Source organism: Streptomyces nanhaiensis, from assembly GCF_046614825.1.
Taxonomy (GTDB): Bacteria; Actinomycetota; Actinomycetes; order Streptomycetales; family Streptomycetaceae; genus Streptomyces; species Streptomyces radiopugnans.
In genome coordinates, this window is sequence record NZ_JBKJFM010000028.1 from 26,868 (window position 1) to 46,326 (window position 19,459).

A 19,459-nucleotide genomic window follows, 5' to 3' on the forward strand; every position below is an offset into this window, starting at 1 on the left:
CCTCCCGTGATGCCCCCGAAAGAGCGGAAGCTGCCACAGAGCTGATCCACCATGCCTTGCCCCGATACTTTCTCCCCCCGGAAGGACGGCATCATGAACGCCGAATCGGTGAACTCCGACGCCTGGACCGCTTACGGCGCGCATCACCTGGCGCGCGGCACCGAAACACCCGATGTGGACCGCTTCACCTGGGGTTTCCGGCCGACCGGCCCCGGTGCCGAGATCCTCGGGGACGTCTGCGGTCGACGCGTGCTGGACCTCGGCTCCGGGACGGGCAGGTACGCCGCCCACCTGGCCCGTGAGCACGGTGCCCTGGTCGACGCGGTCGACGCCTCGGCCACCCAGCACGAGCGCGCCCGCGCCCGGTACGGCAGACAGCCCGGCCTGAACCTGATCCTGGCCGACGCCGTCGAACACCTGCGCACCGCGGAGCCGTACGACGTGATCTACTCCGTCCACGGCTTCGCCTACATCAACCCCCGGCGGCTCCTGCCCGCTGTCGCCACCGCACTGCGACCCGGCGGCCGCCTGGTCTTCTCCGTCCTGCACACCGACTCCGACGGACACGGACCCTCGACCACCGTCACCGCCCGGCCGGAGACCCTGCCCCTGGCCGGTGGCGGGCGGCTGACCGTACGGATGTGGGTCCTCACGTCCGAGCTGTGGGAAGGCCTGCTCACCGAGCACGGACTCGTCACCGACCAGGTCGACGCCCTCGACGCCCCGGAGGGAGACGGCCCCGTCTCCTGCCGTCTCTTCCAGGTCCGCCACCGGACGGCGGGCCACCAGCCACAACCAATGGAGTTCCGGGAGTGAAACCCGCACGACCTGAGGCACAGAAGGCCCGCCGCCGGCAACCGCGGCATCCCCGTCCCCTCCGCGCAGGGCACCGTCGGCGCACACCTGACGTACCGGCTGAGGAACGTCGCCGTCCACCACCTCCGCGAGAACACCCACACCCGCGAGAAGAAACTCACCAAGCTCGCCGCCAAGGACGTCTGCACATGGCTCGACTGGCTCCGCACCACCTGCCAGTGCTGCTCCAATCTGCTCTCCCCGCTGACGCTCACCCACATCCACTCCGTGCTCAAGTCCCCCTAAGAGCGTGTCCTATGTGGTGGTCGGCTCGTTGGGCCGGGCATGGGGAGTGCTCGGTGGGGATGGATCGTTCCGGACGGGCTGTGGGAGCTCGCGCGGCCGCTGATCCCGCCGGCGAGGGTGCGGCCGCAGGGCGGCGGGACGCAGAACACTCCTGATGAGGCGGTGTTCGCCGCGATCATCTACGTGCTGGTGTCCGGCTGCGCCTGGCGGGCGCTGCCGCCGTGCTTCGGCATCTCCAAGTCCACCGCCCACCGCCGCTTCCTGATCTGGTCCAGAGCCGGGGTGTGGGGCCGCCTGCACGAGGCCGTGCTCCATCGGCTCGACGACGCCGGGCTGATCGACGTTACCCGTGTGGTGCTCGACTCCGCCCACGTGCGAGCGAAAAAGGGGGCGAACTTGCAGGTCCGAGCCCCGTGGACCGGGGCAAGCCGGGCTCCAAGATGCACGTACTGTCCGATGCAGGAGGGCTGCCCCTCCTCGTTGGCCTCTCGGCCGCCAACACCCACGACAGCCTCGCGCTGAAGCCGATGGTGACCGGTCACCAAACGAGACACGACCCACCGGCTGGTCTTCGTCGACCGGCTCCTGGCCACGCTCGTCCACCTCCGTCACGCCACCACGCATGACGTGCTGGCCTGCTGGTTCGGCGTGGACCGCTCCACTATCACCCGAGCCGTCGGCGAAGTGCGGCCCCTGCTCGCCGAGCGAGGCTGCGCCATCGCCCCCGGCGTACGGCTGCGAACCCTGGCCGAGGTCATCGACCACCTCGGCGCCGGCGGAAAGTCGGGCATCGTCGACGGCACCGAGATCCGCGTCCGGCGCCCGGCCGCCGGACGCAGGGACCGGGACAAATTCATCTCCGGCAAAAGCAAGCAGAATGCCGTCAAGACCATGGTCGTCACCGACGCCGACGGCCGGGTGCTGCTTGGCAGCCCGACCCGCCTGGAAAGCCGCGCGGACATCACCCACGCCCGCCAACTGGGGCTGGCCAAGCGCCTGGCCGACGGGCCGGCCGTGGAGGTCCTCGCCGACGCCGGATACCAGGGCCTGGGCGCGCAGACCGGCGGACGGGTGGTGACACCACCGCACCGGAAGTTCAAGAAGAACGCTCCCGACTGGTACGAGACGCTGTACCAGCGGCAGCGCACGGCGCACTCCTCGCGGCGCATCCGGGTCGAGCACGGCATCGCCCATCTGAAGAACTGGCGCGCCCTGGCCCGCCACCTCGGTCGCCGCGAGCACATCAGCGACACCGTCCAAGCCGTCGCCGGCCTCCTCTCCCACCAGCAAACCGCGGACCTGACGCCGACACGACAGAGGTGAACACCGAGGCCTCACCGAGGTCCTCGACGCCTCACCGCCTACCGTGCACGAGCTCGTTACAACGCGCCCCACCAGAAGCGGCACCGCACGGCAAACGCCCAACTCACCGGCGTGGGCGCGTCCCCCGCGGGCGGGCCCACGCCACCCCCGTGCTGACTCCCGCGCGTCGGCTGACCCCCACACCCGTCCCGCACCACGCCTCCTCCGGTCAAACCACCGCCATACACGGAGAGTGGTCACTCTCCAAAGAAGGAAACAGAGCCTTTTGGTAGCCTCACCTTCCCCGCACCTTCCTCCTCATCAGAGGATCAAGCTTTCCTGGAGTTCCAGACCGAGCCCCTCTGAAACGTTGCCGCCCTGACCAAAAGAAGCATCTCCTCATCACTTGGATACGGCCCCGGTCAGACCGACCCCGGTTGCGACCTTGGCTCCCGAGGGTTCACCAGGCTGAATGACCTGGAAGGTCCGTGCGGAACACAGGCCGGTAACCACTCACCGCTTTCTGTAGATGCTGAGGCGGGAGTCGTACTCCTCGACCCGCCCTCGCTGGAGGACTCCGCCGATCTCCCGTATCCGTGCATGAGGGAGGATCATCAGGTCGGGGGACACCGTGAGTTCTGTCGGGCCCCCGAGAACCTGTTCGTCCCAGTCGACCTCCGCACTGGCCCCCGACCGATCAACAATAAGGGCGTCTGTCAGTTCCGGCTGTCTGGAGACCTGGCGAAGGATCACTTCTTCCACGCACGCCACTTCGTCTGCGGAGAGACCATCCAGGTAGTACGTCTGGCACTCCCCGCCCAGCGGCTCGTACGTGAAGCGGCAGGTGACGTCCACATCGGCGGTCAGCCACCACTCCACGTTGAGGCACGCGACGGCGAGTCCCACCAGTTCTGCGATGCGCTCCACCGACATCCTCACCTGATCGCCGTCAGCGTTCAGGAGGATCCCGGTGCCGAGGTTCGGATGCCGGATGGAGATGCCGCTGCGCTGGAACTCGTCGGCGAGGGCTAGAAATCCGCTCTCCGTGGTGCGCGTCCTGTACCACGCGATGTACGCGTCCGACACGGATCAGCACCCGCCGTCGGTTGTAGGCCCCTTGTGCATGGAGAAAGTATGCACGTTCTCCGCACCGAAGACCTTGCGCGCCTGTTTCAACGCGGATTCGGGCGTGCCCTCCTCGAAGTAGTAGATGGCCCTGACTCCTGCCTGGTCGGCGGCGTACTTGTTGATCTTCAAAGCCTGCCCGAACTTGGACGGGTTCTTGGCCTTAGCAGGGCCTCCAACAAAGACATAGTCTCCGTCCGCCGAGATCACATCGAGCCCCGATGATCCGACGTTCGGCATCGTGATCTTGATGTCCTGGCCGTTGGGCCCCTTGGCCACGGTGCCGCCGAGCAGCTGGGCGACGTGCTGCTCGCGGGTGAGTCCGATGTCCTCGCCGCCGTTGTGGACCAGCACGGATTCCTCTCCGGCTGCCACGTAGTACGTGTGCACGTCATCGACGGTGAGGTTGTAGGTGAGTCGGCGGTCGGTGAAGTGTCGGGCTCCAACGATGGCCACCAGGTCCCCATCGGGTGTGCGCAGTGTCATGTCGGGCTTGAGGTCGGCGGCGTCGAGCCAGGCCTGCTTCGAAGGCGACCAGAAGGGGTGGTGGTCGGTGGTGACGATCGAGGCGTGGCCGTCGTCCGCCGTGACCTTGAGCTCGGTGAACCGTTTGTCGTCCTCGGTGATGATGGTGGCGACGACTTCGCGGGCCGTCGTCTCGCCTGTCTCCGGATCGGTGGCCAGGACCTTGTCACCGGTCCTGACGTCCTCGATCTTCTTGCGCGAACCATCCGCGAGCAGGACCTCCGTGCCCGCGACGAAGCTGTTCAACGCCTTGCACAGGCCCAGCAGTCTGCCTGCGAGTCTCATCTTCGACGCGACGGTGACGTCGATCGTGAGGTCTACGCAGGCATCCATGTCGCCAGCCGCACACGCCTCCAGGCCGCCGAGGCCAAGCAGTTCCTTCTCCACCTCCCATACCTTGTGCAGCACGGGTTCTAGCTCGTACGCCAGGTGGAAGATCGTGCACAGCTCCGCGTTCCGGTAGCACCAGGCGGCTGGGTTGGCGACCTGTCCGTCGCAGCCGACGAATCCGCAACGGTAGATCTCGCGCGCCTTACGGCCGTCGTTGAGCCACTTCTTGTACTGCCTGGGGGTCTTGCCGTAGGAGCCGATCTTGCGGGCGTGCTGCGACATCTCGACGGCCGCGTCGTAGCAGGACGAGGTGCGCGGGCAGTTGTTCGACGTGCCATTGATGACGCCGTCGGTGTCTCCGCTCACGCCAGCGCAGATGCCGTCTTTCCCGCCGCCCGGCGCCCCGTGGAGGCAGCGCAGTCCATCGGGGTCACTGAAGGTGAGGGGGTTGTTGCCGGCGTACGCGTAACCGTTCATCTGCTGGGGGTCGCCCAGGTCCATGACCGGGTCGACGCTGATGAAGCGACCTGTGTCCGAGTCGTACTCCCGGGCGCCCAGGTGTGTGAGGCCAGTTCCGTCCTCGGTGCCGCCGAGGAAACCCTTGGTTCCCGGCCAGTTCGTGGGCTGGGTGCCGCGGTAGCCGCCGAAGGGAGTGGTGCGACGCTGCTGCATGGACAGGTCCGCGGCGCTGATGGCGAGTTCGGCAGTGCCGTGGTGGTCGCCGACGAGGAAGGAGACCTTGTTGTCGTCGGTGCGGATCGCGGTGCCCGCGCCGATGTCGTAGTAGCGGGTGGCCTTCGGGATCGTGGAGCCCTTGGCAAGGGTGATCTCGGTGTTGCCGAGGTAGAGAGTCCTGGTGCCGTCGTGGTCCTGGATCAGGCGCTTGCCGTCGGCGTCGTAGACGTAGCTGGTGGTCTTCTGCCCCTGCTCGGTCGTCTCGACGACCTTGGTGAGCCTGCCTTCGGCGTCCCAGGTGAGCTCCTGGTCGGTACCGTGGAGCTCCCGGTCGGTGGTGTTCCCGGTGGCGTCGTAGGTGAAGGTGTCCAGCTGGGTTCCGCCCGGTCCGGTGGTCTCCACCTTGGTCAGTGCGTGGGGCCGGGGACTACCGGGCGCGGGATAGGTATAGGTACGCCTGACGTCACTGGTGGTGTCGCCCAGGATGTCGTGCTGGATCTCCTCTGTCCGGTTCCCAGTCTTGTCGTAGCCGTACGTGGTCCAGTACGGGGCGGGGCCGCCGAGTACGGACGCCGACGGCTGGGAGGCACACTGGCTGTTCGACTGGGCCCATGCCTCGGTGAGACGGCGCAGGTGGTCGTAGACGAAGCACTGCGCGTCGGTGCCCTCGCGCGAGGTGTCGACGACCGAGCGGACGTTGCCGGCCTGGTCGTAGCCGTAGGTGGCGTGGCGATCGACGCCAGCGACGTCCTCACGGTCAGTGCGGGAGGTCTTGAGCCGCTGGGTGCCCCACTCGTACGTGTTGGTGACCCAGGTCTTCTTGCCTCCGGAGGCGAGCTCGTGCTGCAGGAGTTTGCCAGTGTTGCTGTATACGGTGTCGGTGACGTACGTGCTCGCGCCCCCGAGCGTGACCGGGCGCTGCATCGAGTCGTAGGTGGGTGTCACGACCTCGGCCGGCAGGGAGCCGGCGGCCGGGTAGCTGACCGACTGGACGGTCTCGTCCGCGTTGTACTTGGTATTGATTTGGTAGGAGCCGGCCAGGGCGCCCTCGGAGGCGGGGATGGTGACGGTGGTGCGGTTCGGCCGGTAGAGGCTGTCGTAGATGTTGACCGTGGTCTTGTATGCGTTGCCGCCCACATACCGGGTGGCCGAGGCGAGCTGGCCCTTCGCCCCCAGTGGGTCGTACGTCCACTGGGCGAGCAGGGTGCCGCCGGCGGCGCCCTCGCGGGTCTCGGTCTTGCGTCCGAGGTCGTCGTAGCTGTGGTACAGCTTGCCGCCGCGGTCGTTGCTGGTGGAGGTCAGCAGACCGTAGTCGTCGTGGGAGAGGGCGGTCTTGCCCTTGTCAGGGTCGTTTGACTCGGTCAGCAGTCCACGCTGGTCGTACAGGTAGCTCCAGGTGTTGCCCGCGGCGTCTACGACACGGGCGATCTGGCCTGCCGGGGTGTAGCTGTAGCGGGTGGTGTCGTGGTCGCCCTCGGGTGTACCGCCCCGGTAGTGCCAGAGCTCGGTGATCTGTCCGCGGGCGTCGGTGACCCTGGTGGTGGGCGTGGAGCCGTCCGGAGGGTCGATGGTGGTGCGGTCACCCTTGTAAGTCGTGGTGGTCACGGCGAGCTCAGTGCCGCCGTCGCCGTTGCCAGCGATCTGCTTCTCGACGGTGGTCCGGCCCAGCCCGTCGTAGGTGAAGTGGGTCTGGGTCTCGACGCTGAGGGAGTCGTCCGGTCCGAACAGCGTGGTCGACGGGGCACCTGTGGTGTAGTACTGCGCGAAGACCTTCTTGGTCAGCCCGCGCTCGTCGTAGAAGGTGTCGCTGACCAGCCGGCCGCCGTCGGGGCCGGGGACCTGGGTCTGCCTGGGGCGCAGGAAGCCGTCGTAGAGGGTGTAGCTGGTCAGCTGGGCACCGCCGGAGCCGAGCCACTTGGTGCCGACGGCGGCGGGCGCGCCCTCCTCGGTCTTGTAGGTGAACGCGTAGTTGGGGGTCTGGCCGTTGGCCTTGGAGCGGTTGGGCAGCCAGATCGCGGCCCGGCGTCCCAGCGCGTCGTAGGCGTAGTCGGTGCGCTTGTTGTTGGTGTCGAGCACCGTGAGCGGCAGCCCGCGTGCCGGGTCGAGGGTGGTCGTGGTGGTCTGCGCGGTGCCGCTGGTGCCCGCCTTGGCGGGAGGTGTGGTGACCTTCTTCTGCGTGGGCAGGCCGGTGGCTGGGGTGTACACGGTCGTGGTCGTGCGCTTGTTGGCCTCGTCCGTGTGGGCCGAGGTGCCTGCGGCGTCGAAGACGGTGGTGCCCGACAGGTCGGTGGCGGTCAGCGCGCGGCCGTAGCCGTCGAAGGTGACGGAGGACTCGGTGTAGGTGGCCTTGCTGCCGTCGTGTTTGCTGAGAGTGCCGATGGTGGTGGCGTCGCCCTTGGTCGGGGCGGCACCGTAGGCGCCGCCGTCATAGGCGGTGCGCACGTCGGATATGACGTCGGTGGCTCGGTTCGGAATCTCGGCGCATTTGACGGCGACGGTCTCGACCCGCGACGGCTTGTCGAGGATCCGCTTGTCGGTGTTGTCGGCGTAGGTGATGCGGGTGCAGCGGTTGTCCGCGGCCGTGGTGGTGTCGCCGTAGTCGTTCACCTCCGCCGCCCGCCCGGCGACCGTGTCATAGGTGGTCGCGGTGGCGGTGGTGCGCCACGAACTTCCGGCGCCGTCGTCCAACGAGACGAACCGTTTGGAGGTGGCGGTGCCGGTGAGGTTCGCGGTGATGGTGCCCCAGGAGCGCACGCGCTTGGCGGTCTCGTGGCTCCAGGGGTGGTTGACGCTCTTCTCCAGGATCTTCCCACCCGGTGCGGAATACTTCTCGGTCCGGTACTCGAAGCCCGCGTACGCCGCGTGGTCGGTCAGCGTGGTGCCCTCGCCGTCCGGCACGGTGACGCTCTTGGTGCCGCCGTCGGGGCCGGCCCTGTCACCGTCCATGCCCCGCAGGTAGTAGTGGTCCTCCTGAGAGAGCATGGTGCCGCTCTGACCACCGGTTTTGACCCGTACGCGTCCGTAGCCGCGCCAGGTCGACCACGTCTTGTACTTCTCCTTGGTCAGGCCGTCGTCGTCATCGAAGTGCCAGGCCGCGCCGTCGAGGTAGCTGTACTGGGTGACCTCGTCGGGGGCGCCGCCTGTGCGGTCGGTGGCGGTGACGGAGGTGACCACGTACTTGTTGAACCAGTGCGTCACCGGGTTCTCGCTGCCCAGCTCCATGTACTGCGGGTAGCAGCGCGTGGTGTTGCTCTGGGGTGTGGGCAGCGCGTTCCAGTCGCAGGCGGGGGCGGAGTAGTTGACGTCGATCTGGCCGCCGGACTCGTCGGCGACAGTGGCCAGCCGGTGCTTGATGAACGGAGCGGTGTCGTCGTCGGCCTTGTCAAGGCGGTTGGCGTCCTGGTGGTAGGCGAAGCTGACCTTGGGCAGGGTGATGGCCGTCGCCGCGGACTTGCCGGTGTGCTGGACTGATTCCAGGAGCAGGCTGTAGTCGATGTCGGCCATGCCCCAGCGCTGGGCGAGTTTCCAGGTGTCGACGTCGGTATAGGTGCCGTCGGACTTGAGGATCTGAGTGGTGACGTCGGTGAGGCGCTTGCGGGTCCAGAAGGTCGGCGCCAGAGAGGTGGTGCAGTCGGTGCCGGACTTGCAGTTCTGGTCCCACGGGGTGTCGTACCAGTAGAACGACTTGTCGTCGATGGTGTCAGGCTCGCAGGTGACCCCGGTCTCCGGGATACAGCGCTCGGCCGAGGTGAAGTCCACCTTGGCCAGGGCCTTATCGGCGTACATGGCCGAGGACTTCAGGCCGTACTCGATCCGGTCGAGGTGGCCGCCACGCACGTACGGGGTGCCGTTGGCCGGTTTCAGGGCGCGGCCGTAGTGGTTGGTCTCCTTGTCGTAGTAGTAGGCCATGGCGTTGCCGTGCACGTCGACGACGTAGTCGAGGTTCCAGCGCCAGGCCTGCTGGCACCAGGAGTCGATGAAGGAGGACCCGTGGCAGGGTTCGCCGGCGTCGTCGCCGTGGACGGGCACGGTCCAGGTGGAGTCGGTGGTGCCCTTGCCGTCCGCCCAGCCGGGCAGCTTGTGGTAGCCGAAGTAGTAGCGGGTTCCGTCGGTGGTGGTGAGGCGCCAGTACTCCTCGTTGTCGTCGCCGTTGTCCCGGCTGGTGCCCTCTAGCCGCTCGATCTTCGTGCCGTCGTCGTCCTTCAGCTTCCACACCCCGTTGCCGACGGGGACCAGTTCGCCGCCCTTGCCGTTGAAGCTGATCGTGGCGTTGTCGTAGCCCCAGCACAGATCGCCCGGGTCGTTGCCGTCGATCTTGATCCCGTCATCCGCGCAGGACTTGTAGCGGCGCTCGATGAACCCGGGCCAAAGGTCGAAGCCGTCGCCGATCCATGAGGACTGGTTGTTCGTCGTCCCCGTGCGCCCGTCGATGCTTCCCGAGGAGTAGGACAGGCCAACATCGGGCTTGAGCGACCCGGGTACGTTGGGCACCGGCATGCCGTAGGACCAGGAGAAGTCACCCGATGGCAGGTTGGTGCTCCAGGTCGCCGATGGCGACAGTGAGGTGGCCGTGAAGTCGCCCTGGTCGCTGGAGGTGCCGGAGACGGCGGCCAGCAGGGTCGGGGAGCTGTTCGCGGACCCGACGGTCAGCGATGCGGCGGTCAGAGTCTGCCCGTTGGCGTCGTTGATGGCGGGGATCTCCACCGTGTCGCGGCACTTGGCGACCGCAGGGGTGGCCAGCGCGCAGGAGGGCAGCTCGACTAGGCGGAGGCGCGCGCCGTAGTTCGCCCCGTAGGCCTCGGCAAAGTCTGCGTAGTCCAGCCGGATTCCGACTGCGCCCCGTTCCCCGGCACCGTCCGCGCGGGCGACCGAGAACAGCAGGCCGTCCACTCCGGCCCGTTCGGCGGTCTTCCGGTCATGGACTTTGAGATTGATCTTCTCGACGGGCTCGGGTGCCGCTTCGGCTTTCGCCTTCGCCTCGTTCCCGGCTTTCCCGCCGCCCTTGGGCGCAGTCACCGAGACCGGCAGGCCGTCGGCGTCCGTGGGGCCCGTGTCCTTCCCGCTCGTGCCCTTGGCACCCGTCCGCGGGACGGCAAGCATAGCCGACCTGCCCCGGGGCCAGGCGGCTTCTGGCTTCCCCTCAGGCGTCCTCGACGCCTTGCCGGTCCCGCGTGGCTCGGCCTCGAGCGCGTGTCCGGCGACGGGCCTGTCCGGGTCTACGGCCGCAGGACGTCCTCGGTCGGACGCCTCGGCGGTGACGGTGGTGCCCTGCTGGATCAATGTGCCGACCATGACGGCGGCCAGGCCCACCGCGATCCTGCGGCGCAGCCCCTTTCGTGTGCGTCTGCGCATTGCCCCGCCCATCTCCAACTACTTCCTGTCGCCGACGGTGCTGTCCCGGAGGCCCCGGGTGTCCGGGTGGGGATGCCGTCATGGGGGTTTCGGTGCCGTCTGTGAAGGCCCGGGGAACCGGGCCGCAGTGGCGTCCGGGGCCCTTCGGCGGTCCGAAGGGCCCCGGCGCCGCGTAGGTCAGGGTCCCGGCGAAGTGGCCAGATCCTCGCCGTTGGCGAGGCGGGCGATCTGTACCTCACTGGCCGCGCCCTGGAACACCCACACGTCGTCGATGGCGCCGGGCCAATACTCGCCCCAGGTTCCTGCGGTCCTCGACCGGCCCAGTTGCAGGCCGCCGGTGGCGTTGAACGTCAGCACGTCGTTGTTCCACGACACGCGCTCGGTGCAAGACGCATCGTCGGGCGCCCCGTCGTCGTCACTGTCGAGGCACAGTGCCTGTTCCAGCTCGCCGTCGACGTACAGCCTCATCTGGTCGGAGAAGGCGTCGTAAACGACGGCGATGTGGTTCCACATGGTGTTGTTCTGGAAATTGGCGTGCTCGGAGGTCACGGTGTCGGCGCCGGAGGTGTCGGCTCCGGTCATCTCGAGCTGCCACCGGCCGGCATTGGCCGGATCTTTGGAATCCGGTACGTAGCGCACGGCGAAACCGCTGTTGACCGATCCGGCCAGGGACATCACCGTGACCTTGTGATCCGGTCGTGCAGCGGTGGCCACCCACGCGGTCGCCGTGAAGCTGGTGGTGCTCCCCACCGGTGAGGTGCCGGTGGCCGCGTAGTCACCGTCGCCATCCAGGAGCAGGCTGCCGGTGCCCACGTAGTTGGAGCTGCCTGAGTCGTCGATGACCGCGTCGCCGCTCAGCGTCACTCCGCGTCTCCCGGTGGAGTCGTCTGGGGAGACGGCTGGGCTGCCACTGGCCGTGTCCAGCTTCCACCGTCCCTTGACCAGAGGTCGGTTCTTGAAAAGCTCCTTCGCCTCGGTTGCCGACAGCGGTCGGTCGAACATCCGCACGTCGTCGATCTGGCCGGGGAAGAAGTTGCTCATCGAACCGCTGTACCTGCCCGCGCCTATGAGGGTGGACTTCCCGGCGTACCAAGCCTTCCCGAGCGGTGTAGTCGCCACCCATGCGCCGTTGACGTACAGCCGCAGCTCGTTGGCGACGGTGTCGTGCACTCCCAGCAAGTGGGTCCACTCATCAGGGACGACCTTGTCCGTGCTGCCTTGTGCCGCGCGGATCGGTGTCGCGTCGGCGGTGTCGGCGGAGTACTGGTTGAACGACCAGCCGTAGGCGGCCGAGTAGTACAACTCGAGTCCGCTCCTGTAGTTGCCCGACTGGGCCACCACCATCGCCGCCTTGCTCGGCCGGGTCGCCGGGAGCTTCGCCCACGCCGCGACCGAGAAGCTCCCCTCGGTGTTCACGTGCGGTGCGCCAGCGTCGGCGTAGTCGTCGACGCCGTCGAACTCTGCCGCGTTGCCGTCAGCGCCCGCCGTCCCCGGTTTGACCCCGCCTTTGAACACCATCGGCTTGACATCGGCGTATCCGGTGATCTGCGTCGCGGTGGCCGGCTCGTCGAGGTTGAACACCGTTCGCGCGGGCCGCCCGTTGCCGATCGGCTCCTTGCTGAACAGTGCGGTCACCTCGGCCTGCGTGACCGGCTTGTCGAAGATTTGCAATTCGTCGATGACACCGGGGAAGTAGGAGCCCTGGCTGCCGTTGTAGCTGCCCGCTCCAATCTGCAACCCCCGGCGCGCGTCCCAGGCGGTGGTGTAGGGGACGGTGCCGACGAGCTGTGCGTCGATGTAGAGACGCAGCTCCTTCAGCGTCATGTCGTGCATGCCCACCAGGTGGGTCCAGCGGTCGGCGCTCACTCCGCCTGCGGTATCCGGTGCCACGCGCACCGGTTTGGCGTCGGCGGTATCGGCCGAGTACTGGTTGAACGCCCACCGGTCGTAAGCCTTGGAGTAGTACAGCTCGAAACCAGGGCTGTTGTTGCCCGGCTGGGCCGCGATGATCGCCGCGGTGTCCGGCATTCTCGACAGCTTCACCCACGCCGACACCGCGAAGCCCCGGGAGGTGTCTACCGTCGGGATGTCGGTGCTGGCGTAGTCGTCGACGCCGTCGAACGACACCGCGGTGCCGAGCACACCCTCCACCCCGGGCGTCGCCCCGTGCAGTTCCGCTGTGCGCGGTGGCGAGGAGCCCTCCGCCTGGGTGACGCCGGCCGACTCGTCCAGCCGCCACTGCGCGCGCTCCGGCTGCCCGGCCTTGACCCGGAACTGGTAGGTGCGGATCTCGCTGCCGTTGCCCGCTTGGTCGAACGCCTGCGCGGTGACGAAGTTGACGCCGGACTTCACCGGCTTGATCCGGGCCGTCTTCGCCGCTCCACTCGAGGTCTGGATCGAGTTCGGCGACGTCGGGTCGCCGTTGATCCCGAACCGGTACTGGTTCACGTCGGTGGCTGACGAGTCCAGGGTGAAGTAGCCGTAACGGCCCACCCCGTCGTACCAGGGGTCATCCGGGTTCTCGGGGTTCGACTCCGGGTAGTCCCCCGAGGCGATGCTCGGCGCTGCGGGAACGGAGAGGTCGTAAACGAAGTAGCAGCCGGTCGCCGAACCCGTGTACGACCACGGCGAGTACTGCGCCCCGTCGTAGGTCCGGGCGTACCAGTGCACCGTCTTGTTCGCCGGCACCGACGAGGGCAGTGAGATGGAGAACGTCGATCCGGATTTCTTGAACGACGTCTTCGGTGGGTTCCATCGTCGGATCAGGCCCTGCCCGTCACCGGAGTCCCACTTCGCCTCGAACTCCACCGACACGGTGTCCCCGTCCGGGTCTGTCACGTCCTCGGCGTAGATCTTGCCCAGGGTGCGCACTCGCGCCTTGTAGTCCGGCTTCTTGCAGGTGCCGCCGTACTCCATGCGCAATTGGGACATCGCGAGCTGCTTGGGTGGACGGTTGTACTGCACCCGGAGGTAGGCGTCGTCGGAGAACCGCTTCCAGCCGTATTTGTCGTCCTCGTACCCCGCTCGCAGTCCGAAGGACGTGTAGGAGGAGGAGTGGTCCGCAGCGTACTGCACCGCCTTCTTGGCGTTGAACTCCACGTCGTCGGCGGGGCACGAGGCGCTGTAACCGTGCGCCACGTCACGGGTGTCCAGGTGCTCCAGCCAGTTGTCGGACGAGCTGTTCCACGTCGTGGACGAGCTGAAGCTCTTCGTTCTCCACAGTTGCACCGTCCGGCCGTCGCACGAGGCGGAGTACGTCTCCTTTGCGATGAACTGGGCGGAAAGGATCGTTTTTCCGGCGAATCTGGAGGTCGGGAACTTGTAGAAAAGCCGCTTCAGGTCGTAGGGGGCACAGTAGTCCCACCCGCAGTACCCCATGCCGGCATCCGACTTGCCGTTGAATTTCCACTGGGGAGAGTCTGCCCAGTAGCGGGAGACCATCGTCCACTCGCCGGCCTTCGGCGTATACCACTGGGGGTCGATGTAAACCGGGTACCGGGTGTCCGGGTCCTTCAGCAGCGCTTGGTCGGGTGTCAGCCGCAACTCGGACCCGCCGTTGGTGACCTCGACCCCGATCGGGGCCAGCATCGCCCCGTCCCCGGGTCCCTCTGCGGCGGTACCGGTCTCCTGCGAACCCTCGGTCGAGGTCACGCTCGTCTTCTTCTCAGCCGCAGCCGGAGACTCTTCCGCAGCGGGAGAAACGGGGGAGTCCCACATCACCGGCTGCGCCGCCTCGAAGGCCACTCCGCCCGCGTTGATGTCGACTGCCTGCAACCCGCCCGATCCGGTCTCTATGACCTTCAGGCCCTTGCCGCCGATCGCCAGTTTCAGCTCCGCCAGCTCCGGATGCAGCGCAGCCTCGGCCGACTTCACCACCAGCAGGTGGGAGAACGAATCCGTGTTCGCCCGTACCTGGAGGTCGACTCCCGGCAGCACGGAAGCGTAAGTCGCGGTGTCTCCTTGGAGGGTCGGCGCGGGTAACGACTTCGGCCATGACATCGACAGCGTGCGACCGGCCTGCCCCAGCGTCACGAGCGGCCCGTTGCCTCCACCGGAGAACACCATGTCCACGGTCGTGGCGCCCGGAACGATCGCGCCGTCGCCGCGTCGGTGCAGCGTGTTGTCGACGGGCTTCCACTCGCCGTCGACACGGGCGCGTACCGGGCGCAGGTGCTGGACCGCTTCCAGATGGCCTTCCGGCGTCGCGTAGACCTCGCTTGACTCCCCGCGCTGCGAGATGATCTCGACCTTCTCGTTGGTCGAGACCGCTTTCGCGTGCGCTGCCTCCTCCGTCAGCGCCGTCTCCGGCGATGTCGACGTGGACGACGCGGTACGTGTCTCCGAGGAGATGTCGATGTGGTCCGGCCCGGCCTCGGAAAGCGGCGCCACAACCACGGTGACCGCCATTGCCAGTGATCCGACCAGGCCCCTGTTGCCGAGGCTTGTCCGCACAGACCCGCCCACCAGCCCCCCTCCCCCGGCCCCGAAGGACCCTCCATCTGCAGTGATCTTGACTGATCACCGTGAGAAAATTAAAGGTCGCATAACTGCCTGTCCAGCATGGAAAAAGCTCTCGAAAACCGCTTACGGAACAATCACACCTCACGACAAGGTGATTAACCTCACATGAAGTTGAGGGTGTGCCACATCTCCTGCGTATACGCCAAGTTCACGTTCAAGGTGGATCGGGGGCACGTCACGAACCGAAGACGGCATGTCACATACACCCCTGTGTCCCGCTGCCAGGGAGCCGTACATCTGCAGACGGTGGGTCTCGCACGACGGACGTATCGCAGCAGTGGAACGTTCTCCAAGCCCTGCTACCCGGCGGCCGCAGCAGGGTGCCCGCACCGGGCCGTCGACGGCCCGGTGCGGGCACGGCGCACCGGCCTTCCCACCAAATCAGCGATACCAAGACGCTCGTCCCGTGCCTTCCTTACCTGCCCGAGCGATGCGGTCGGTCAGCAACAGCACGCCGTCCAGGATCGGGGACGCCTTCCGAGTCGCTGCCGGTGCGGCGGCACAGACGTCCGGAGCACATGCAGCCGGAAGCTCGACGGACCCAGGAGCGTCCCGGCACACCGTGGCGGTTACGACGCCGAAACCGGCCGGAGACCATGGATTACGGCCGTACCGCAGACGGGCTGGAAAAGGCTCGATGGGCATGGTAGAGACCCGCTTGCGTGCCCTGCTTTTCAGACGGCGCACAGGGAGCCTCTTCCAACCTGACGGGTGGTTGGACCAGCGACCCCGGTGGCGGGCATGAAGAAAGCTCCTGGTAGACGGGTTCACGACCAAGATCACCAGTCCGCCAGGAGCTCTCGTGCTTGTCTACCCGTCCGCCATCGATCTGTCCAGCCGCGCCCTGCAGCACCTCTCCGGCCTTCTCGCAGTTCACCGACGCCGCATCGGCTCCCGATGGCGTCGCCTCACCTGCAGCCGGCAGGCCCTGCTCGTCCTGGCCCACCTGCGCTGCGGTGACACCTACGCCCGCCTCGCCGCGGGTTTCCGCATCGGGATCGCCACGGCCTACCGCTACATACGCGAGGCCGTCGACCTCCTGGCTGCTCTCGCGCCCACGCTGGAGCAGGCCATGGCGACCGCACGCAAGAAGGCGTACGTGATTCTCGACGGCACCGTGCTGCCGATCGACCGTATCGCCGCCGACCGCCCTTTCTACTCGGGCAAGAAGAAGCACCACGGGATGAACGTGCAAGTCCTCGCCGATCCAGCCGGGCGCCTGATCTGGGCCTCGGACGCGTTGCCGGGAAGCACTCACGACCTGACCGCGGCCCGGACCCACGGCATTCCCGCTGTCCTCGCCGCCGATGACGTCAAGTGCTGGGCCGACAAGGCGTATCAGGGCGCCGGTCCCGCGATCCGTGTCCCGATCCGGGGCAAGCATCTTCGCGGCTGGCGCCGGCGTCACAACCGGGATCACGCCAAGATCCGCAGCTTGGGTGAACGCGCCATGGCGACTCTCAAGTACTGGCGGCTCCTGCGGAAGCTCCGCTGCAGCACCACCCGGACCACCGCCGTCGTCCGTGCCGTCGTCGCCCTCGAACTCGCCAGCTGATCAAGATGGAAAAGGTTCAGTGTACGACGAAAAGGATTCCACCGTGACTCCGAGTGACAGTGTTCCCCTCCGCTGAGGCGTTCTCTCGGATGGAGCACTGGCTTCTCGGAGTCACGGCGGAGCACGGGTGTCGCGGCCGCGGAGGCGACGCCGGGTCAGCGGATGCCGAGCGCGCGCAGGGCCGGGGAGGGCTTTGCCGGGAAGAGGATGTAGCAGATGCCTCCCGTACCGCTTCTGACCTGGCCTTTCTCGTTGTAGCGCTTCGTCCTCAGCCAGATGTTCTCGAACTGCTACAACGCGCTGTACCAGAAGCGGCACCGAACGGCAAACGACCAGTTCAACGGCGTGGGCCCGTCCCCTGCGGACGGGCTCACGCCGCCCCCGTGCTGACTCGGTGCTGACCCCTGTTGCCGCCCGTTCCGGTCCGTTCGGGCCCGTCGTGCTGGCTCGGTGCTGACTCCGCCCACCGGCCCGGGACACCAGCGCCCTCCCCTCACCACGCTCCCCCACCCAGACGGCTACCTCTCACCGAGGGTGACCGCATACCAGAGGAACGGACAACGCCTTTGGCGCGGCCGCTCCCCCTACATACCTTCGTCCTCACCAGAGGATCAAGTCATACGGAGGCACCATGACCGAGCCGCTCTGGGATGTCGCTGCCCTGGCCGAGTTCCTCGGAAAGCCCGTCTCCTGGATCTACGACAACCACGCCAAGGAAGCCATCCCCAGTTTCCGCATCGGCTGGCAACTGCGCTTCTCCCCTGCCGAAATCCGGGAATGGATGGAGCGCAAGTGCCGCACAACAAGGTGATCCAGACACGCTTCACGGTCTGGTTCCCCTTCCCTTCGAACGGAGTGCCTCCTCACCAGCGCGCCGTACCGGACCACGGCAGCACACAGGCTCAACATGCCCTGGCCGCACCCCGGCAGGGCCGCGGTGCACAGTATCCATGCGACCGCTTGTCGCCGAACCGGCCAAAGCCGGACGCCGCATCCTGCGCTGACCAGTCACGTCCCCTGGCGTCTTCCCTGTCCCAGTTCGTCCTCCCTAACAGGAGATTAGGGCACCGAAGACGACCGCCCTCCATGGTGGGGCGCGGCCGGCCCCGGACGTCGGGCTCACAAGGCGGGACCGCGCGGCGTAGGACGACCCGGTCCGAGCGCATCCGGCCCAGTACCTGCACCGGCAGATCTCTGAGCAGAAAGACCAGGCGGGGCACGTCGTATCCGGCGTCCACCACGATCAGGTCTCCCTCCCCCACTGCCCGGCTGAGACCAGCCGCTCAACCAGTTCACGCATCTGGTCAGCCGTGGCGGTGACGGCGTCATCGCCCGGGGCCAGACGCAGTACGTCCAGCGGCACGGTCCACGATCTGCGCCCCGTCTCCAGCACGCAGATCACCGAGTAGGGCCAGCCGGGCACGGCCACCGGAGCCGAGCTCACCACCTGGATCCGCGGACACTGAAAGATCGAGGACCAGTCCCGCCACGTCCGCAATGTCACCTCCGGCAAGGACTCCACTGAAGACACGCGCCCGGCATCTACCCCGGATCACGGCAGGCCCGCGGAACCTCGCCACCGGCGTCCACCGACAGGACGGTCACACCAACATCGCATCAGCATTTCGCCACACCAGCCGGGACCCCAGAGGTCTCTCACCGCCCTCGGGCTGGCCTGACGAATCCGGGCATAAAATCACTTTTCAAAGGGCCTGCACCCCACAGGGCTTCAACTCTGCACTTCAGAATGGCGCGGGAAGGTTGGCATCCCTCACCGGAACGACACTCTCACGCGCACGCGAGAAACCGGCGAGGATCCGAATGAATCCTCGACCGTTTCTACGAGCAAAGAAGCTACTCATCTCCTTTCCTCAGCAAGATCTGAACCTTTGACGGAAATTGCGGATCATCTACCATTACCGAACAGATCACAGAGCCACGAAATCCCGTGAATTGCATTCGGGCGTATTCGTTCGGATCGTGCAACACGAGCCATCCGGACCGACACGGGAGAGGCACCTCAAAGAGGTTCGCAGGAAGCACCATAGGCGGAACCGACTTCCACACCTCGCATTCGACAGGACCGTCGACACTGGCCTGAACGCCGAAGATGAGTGAACTGCCTTCCTTATGCCAACTGCTCGACGCCGGGTCCCAGTCACTGACATCGTTGCTACTCCCCGCATCCCGCAAGATCAGGCATCCGTGCTCGATTTTTGCCAGGAATGAAACCACAGGGCCGTTAGCTACCATTTCTTCTTGCTCTTTCCTTGCGAAAGCTGCGAGACGACTCCACCTTGCCGCCTGGCGCAGGACAGACAGTGAGGATACGCCGTCTGAGGAGATCCCGGAGCAACAAGACTAGACGGTGGCTGGTGATCCGGAATCCAGTCCCCGTTCTTGGTGCCGGGGGTCGTGGCATCGCAAGTATGGCAGCCGTGCTTATTTCCAGATTCATTGATCAGATCTCGAACGCCATCTGCTTCAATATCGCCGTTCTCCAGGCCCACTCCCTCTCGAGCATTGGGACTGTAAAACGATCGGCCCTGTCTCACATCCGGTGGTGACGGAGAGTCGCGAGGGTCGTTGATGTCCGTGTGAAGGATGTCGACGAGCTTGTCCAGACAGTGTTCTCGGGGCTGTCCCCGCTGGTCATCGAGGATGTGATCGATGAGAGGAAGCGGATCGTGGTGCGGGCACGGACGCCGCGGGGCGCTGCGGTCTGCCCGGCGTGCGGGGCATCGTCAGGACGGGTGCACGGCCATCAGCTGCGGACGGTGGCCGACGTGCCGGTCGACGGGCGCTGGGTGGTGGTGCGGGTCCGGGTGCGGGTCTGTCAAACGTTCGGCTCTGGCCCGTAGTCGGTGGTGACATCGGGTAGTTGTCAGGACAGGAGGATGCGGTGCCGGAGGAGGTCGAATCCGGCGCGTCCGTGCATCTGTCTCATGATCCTCTTGGTGCGGGTGTTGGCGC

The 19,459-nt window shown here is 66.7% G+C and carries 9 protein-coding genes and 4 pseudogenes; 7 read left to right on the top strand and 6 right to left on the bottom strand.

Features of this window, described 5'->3' with window-relative positions; genetic code table 11:
- The first annotated feature begins 93 nt into the window (after positions 1-93).
- From ACLIYP_RS09840 to ACLIYP_RS09855, 4 genes and pseudogenes are all read left to right on the top strand, one after another.
- Positions 94-816, top strand: a complete 723-nt coding sequence (locus ACLIYP_RS09840) for a class I SAM-dependent methyltransferase (RefSeq protein WP_412712752.1) — start codon at positions 94-96, stop codon at positions 814-816.
- Positions 817-846: 30 nt separating this feature from the next.
- A pseudogene (locus ACLIYP_RS09845) lies at positions 847-1,095 on the top strand (site-specific integrase); the annotation flags it as partial.
- Between the two features lie 45 nt (positions 1,096-1,140).
- Positions 1,141-1,670, top strand: a pseudogene (locus ACLIYP_RS09850) (IS5 family transposase); the annotation flags it as partial.
- A 16-nt stretch (positions 1,671-1,686) separates the two neighbouring features.
- Positions 1,687-2,424 (top strand): transposase family protein, encoded by a 738-nt coding sequence (locus ACLIYP_RS09855; protein ID WP_412712761.1) that lies wholly within the window; start codon positions 1,687-1,689, stop codon positions 2,422-2,424.
- Positions 2,425-2,916: 492 nt separating this feature from the next.
- Here the strand turns inward: ACLIYP_RS09855 and ACLIYP_RS09860 are convergent, their stop codons facing one another.
- The 3 genes from ACLIYP_RS09860 to ACLIYP_RS09870 form a co-directional block, all read right to left on the bottom strand.
- Entirely contained in the window at positions 2,917-3,489 is a 573-nt protein-coding gene (locus ACLIYP_RS09860; protein ID WP_412712753.1) for a hypothetical protein, read from the bottom strand.
- Positions 3,490-3,492: 3 nt separating this feature from the next.
- Positions 3,493-10,410 carry a polymorphic toxin-type HINT domain-containing protein gene (locus ACLIYP_RS09865; protein ID WP_412712754.1) on the bottom strand — a complete coding sequence of 2,306 codons (6,918 nt, stop codon included), beginning with the start codon at positions 10,408-10,410 and terminating at the stop codon, positions 3,493-3,495.
- Between the two features lie 177 nt (positions 10,411-10,587).
- The gene (locus tag ACLIYP_RS09870) at positions 10,588-14,817 is read right to left on the bottom strand and encodes a LamG domain-containing protein (protein WP_412712755.1); all 4,230 of its coding nucleotides are present in this window, start codon (positions 14,815-14,817) and stop codon (positions 10,588-10,590) included.
- 916 nt (positions 14,818-15,733) lie between these two features.
- Here ACLIYP_RS09870 and ACLIYP_RS09875 point away from each other — a divergent pair.
- Entirely contained in the window at positions 15,734-16,486 is a 753-nt protein-coding gene (locus ACLIYP_RS09875; protein WP_412712756.1) for a transposase family protein, read from the top strand.
- 155 nt (positions 16,487-16,641) lie between these two features.
- On the opposite strand, the pseudogene ACLIYP_RS09880 reads toward ACLIYP_RS09875, so the two are convergent.
- A pseudogene (locus ACLIYP_RS09880) lies at positions 16,642-16,776 on the bottom strand (peptidase C39 family protein); the annotation flags it as partial.
- Between the two features lie 341 nt (positions 16,777-17,117).
- Here ACLIYP_RS09880 and ACLIYP_RS09885 point away from each other — a divergent pair.
- Positions 17,118-17,297: a helix-turn-helix domain-containing protein gene (locus tag ACLIYP_RS09885; protein ID WP_412712757.1), complete on the top strand. Its 180-nt coding sequence runs from the start codon at positions 17,118-17,120 to the stop codon at positions 17,295-17,297.
- Positions 17,298-17,388: 91 nt separating this feature from the next.
- Here ACLIYP_RS09885 and ACLIYP_RS09890 read toward each other — a convergent pair whose 3' ends face one another.
- Positions 17,389-17,748, bottom strand: coding sequence for a transposase (locus ACLIYP_RS09890; RefSeq protein ID WP_412712758.1), 360 nt, complete (start codon positions 17,746-17,748; stop codon positions 17,389-17,391).
- Positions 17,730-17,930, bottom strand: a complete 201-nt coding sequence (locus tag ACLIYP_RS09895; protein WP_412712759.1) for a transposase — start codon at positions 17,928-17,930, stop codon at positions 17,730-17,732. The genes ACLIYP_RS09890 and ACLIYP_RS09895 overlap by 19 nt, the downstream gene beginning before the upstream one ends.
- A gap of 1,153 nt (positions 17,931-19,083) precedes the next feature.
- Here ACLIYP_RS09895 and ACLIYP_RS09900 point away from each other — a divergent pair.
- Positions 19,084-19,335 (top strand): annotated as a pseudogene (locus ACLIYP_RS09900) (transposase family protein); the annotation flags it as partial.
- Positions 19,336-19,459 lie beyond the last annotated feature (124 nt).

Coding starts and splice junctions, on each gene's coding strand:
- ACLIYP_RS09840 (WP_412712752.1), top strand. CDS start 94: ATGAACGCCGAATCGGTGAACTCCGACGCCTGGACCGCTTACGGCGCG.
- ACLIYP_RS09865 (WP_412712754.1), bottom strand. CDS start 10,410: ATGCGCAGACGCACACGAAAGGGGCTGCGCCGCAGGATCGCGGTGGGC.
- ACLIYP_RS09870 (WP_412712755.1), bottom strand. CDS start 14,817: ATGGCGGTCACCGTGGTTGTGGCGCCGCTTTCCGAGGCCGGGCCGGAC.
- ACLIYP_RS09885 (WP_412712757.1), top strand. CDS start 17,118: ATGACCGAGCCGCTCTGGGATGTCGCTGCCCTGGCCGAGTTCCTCGGA.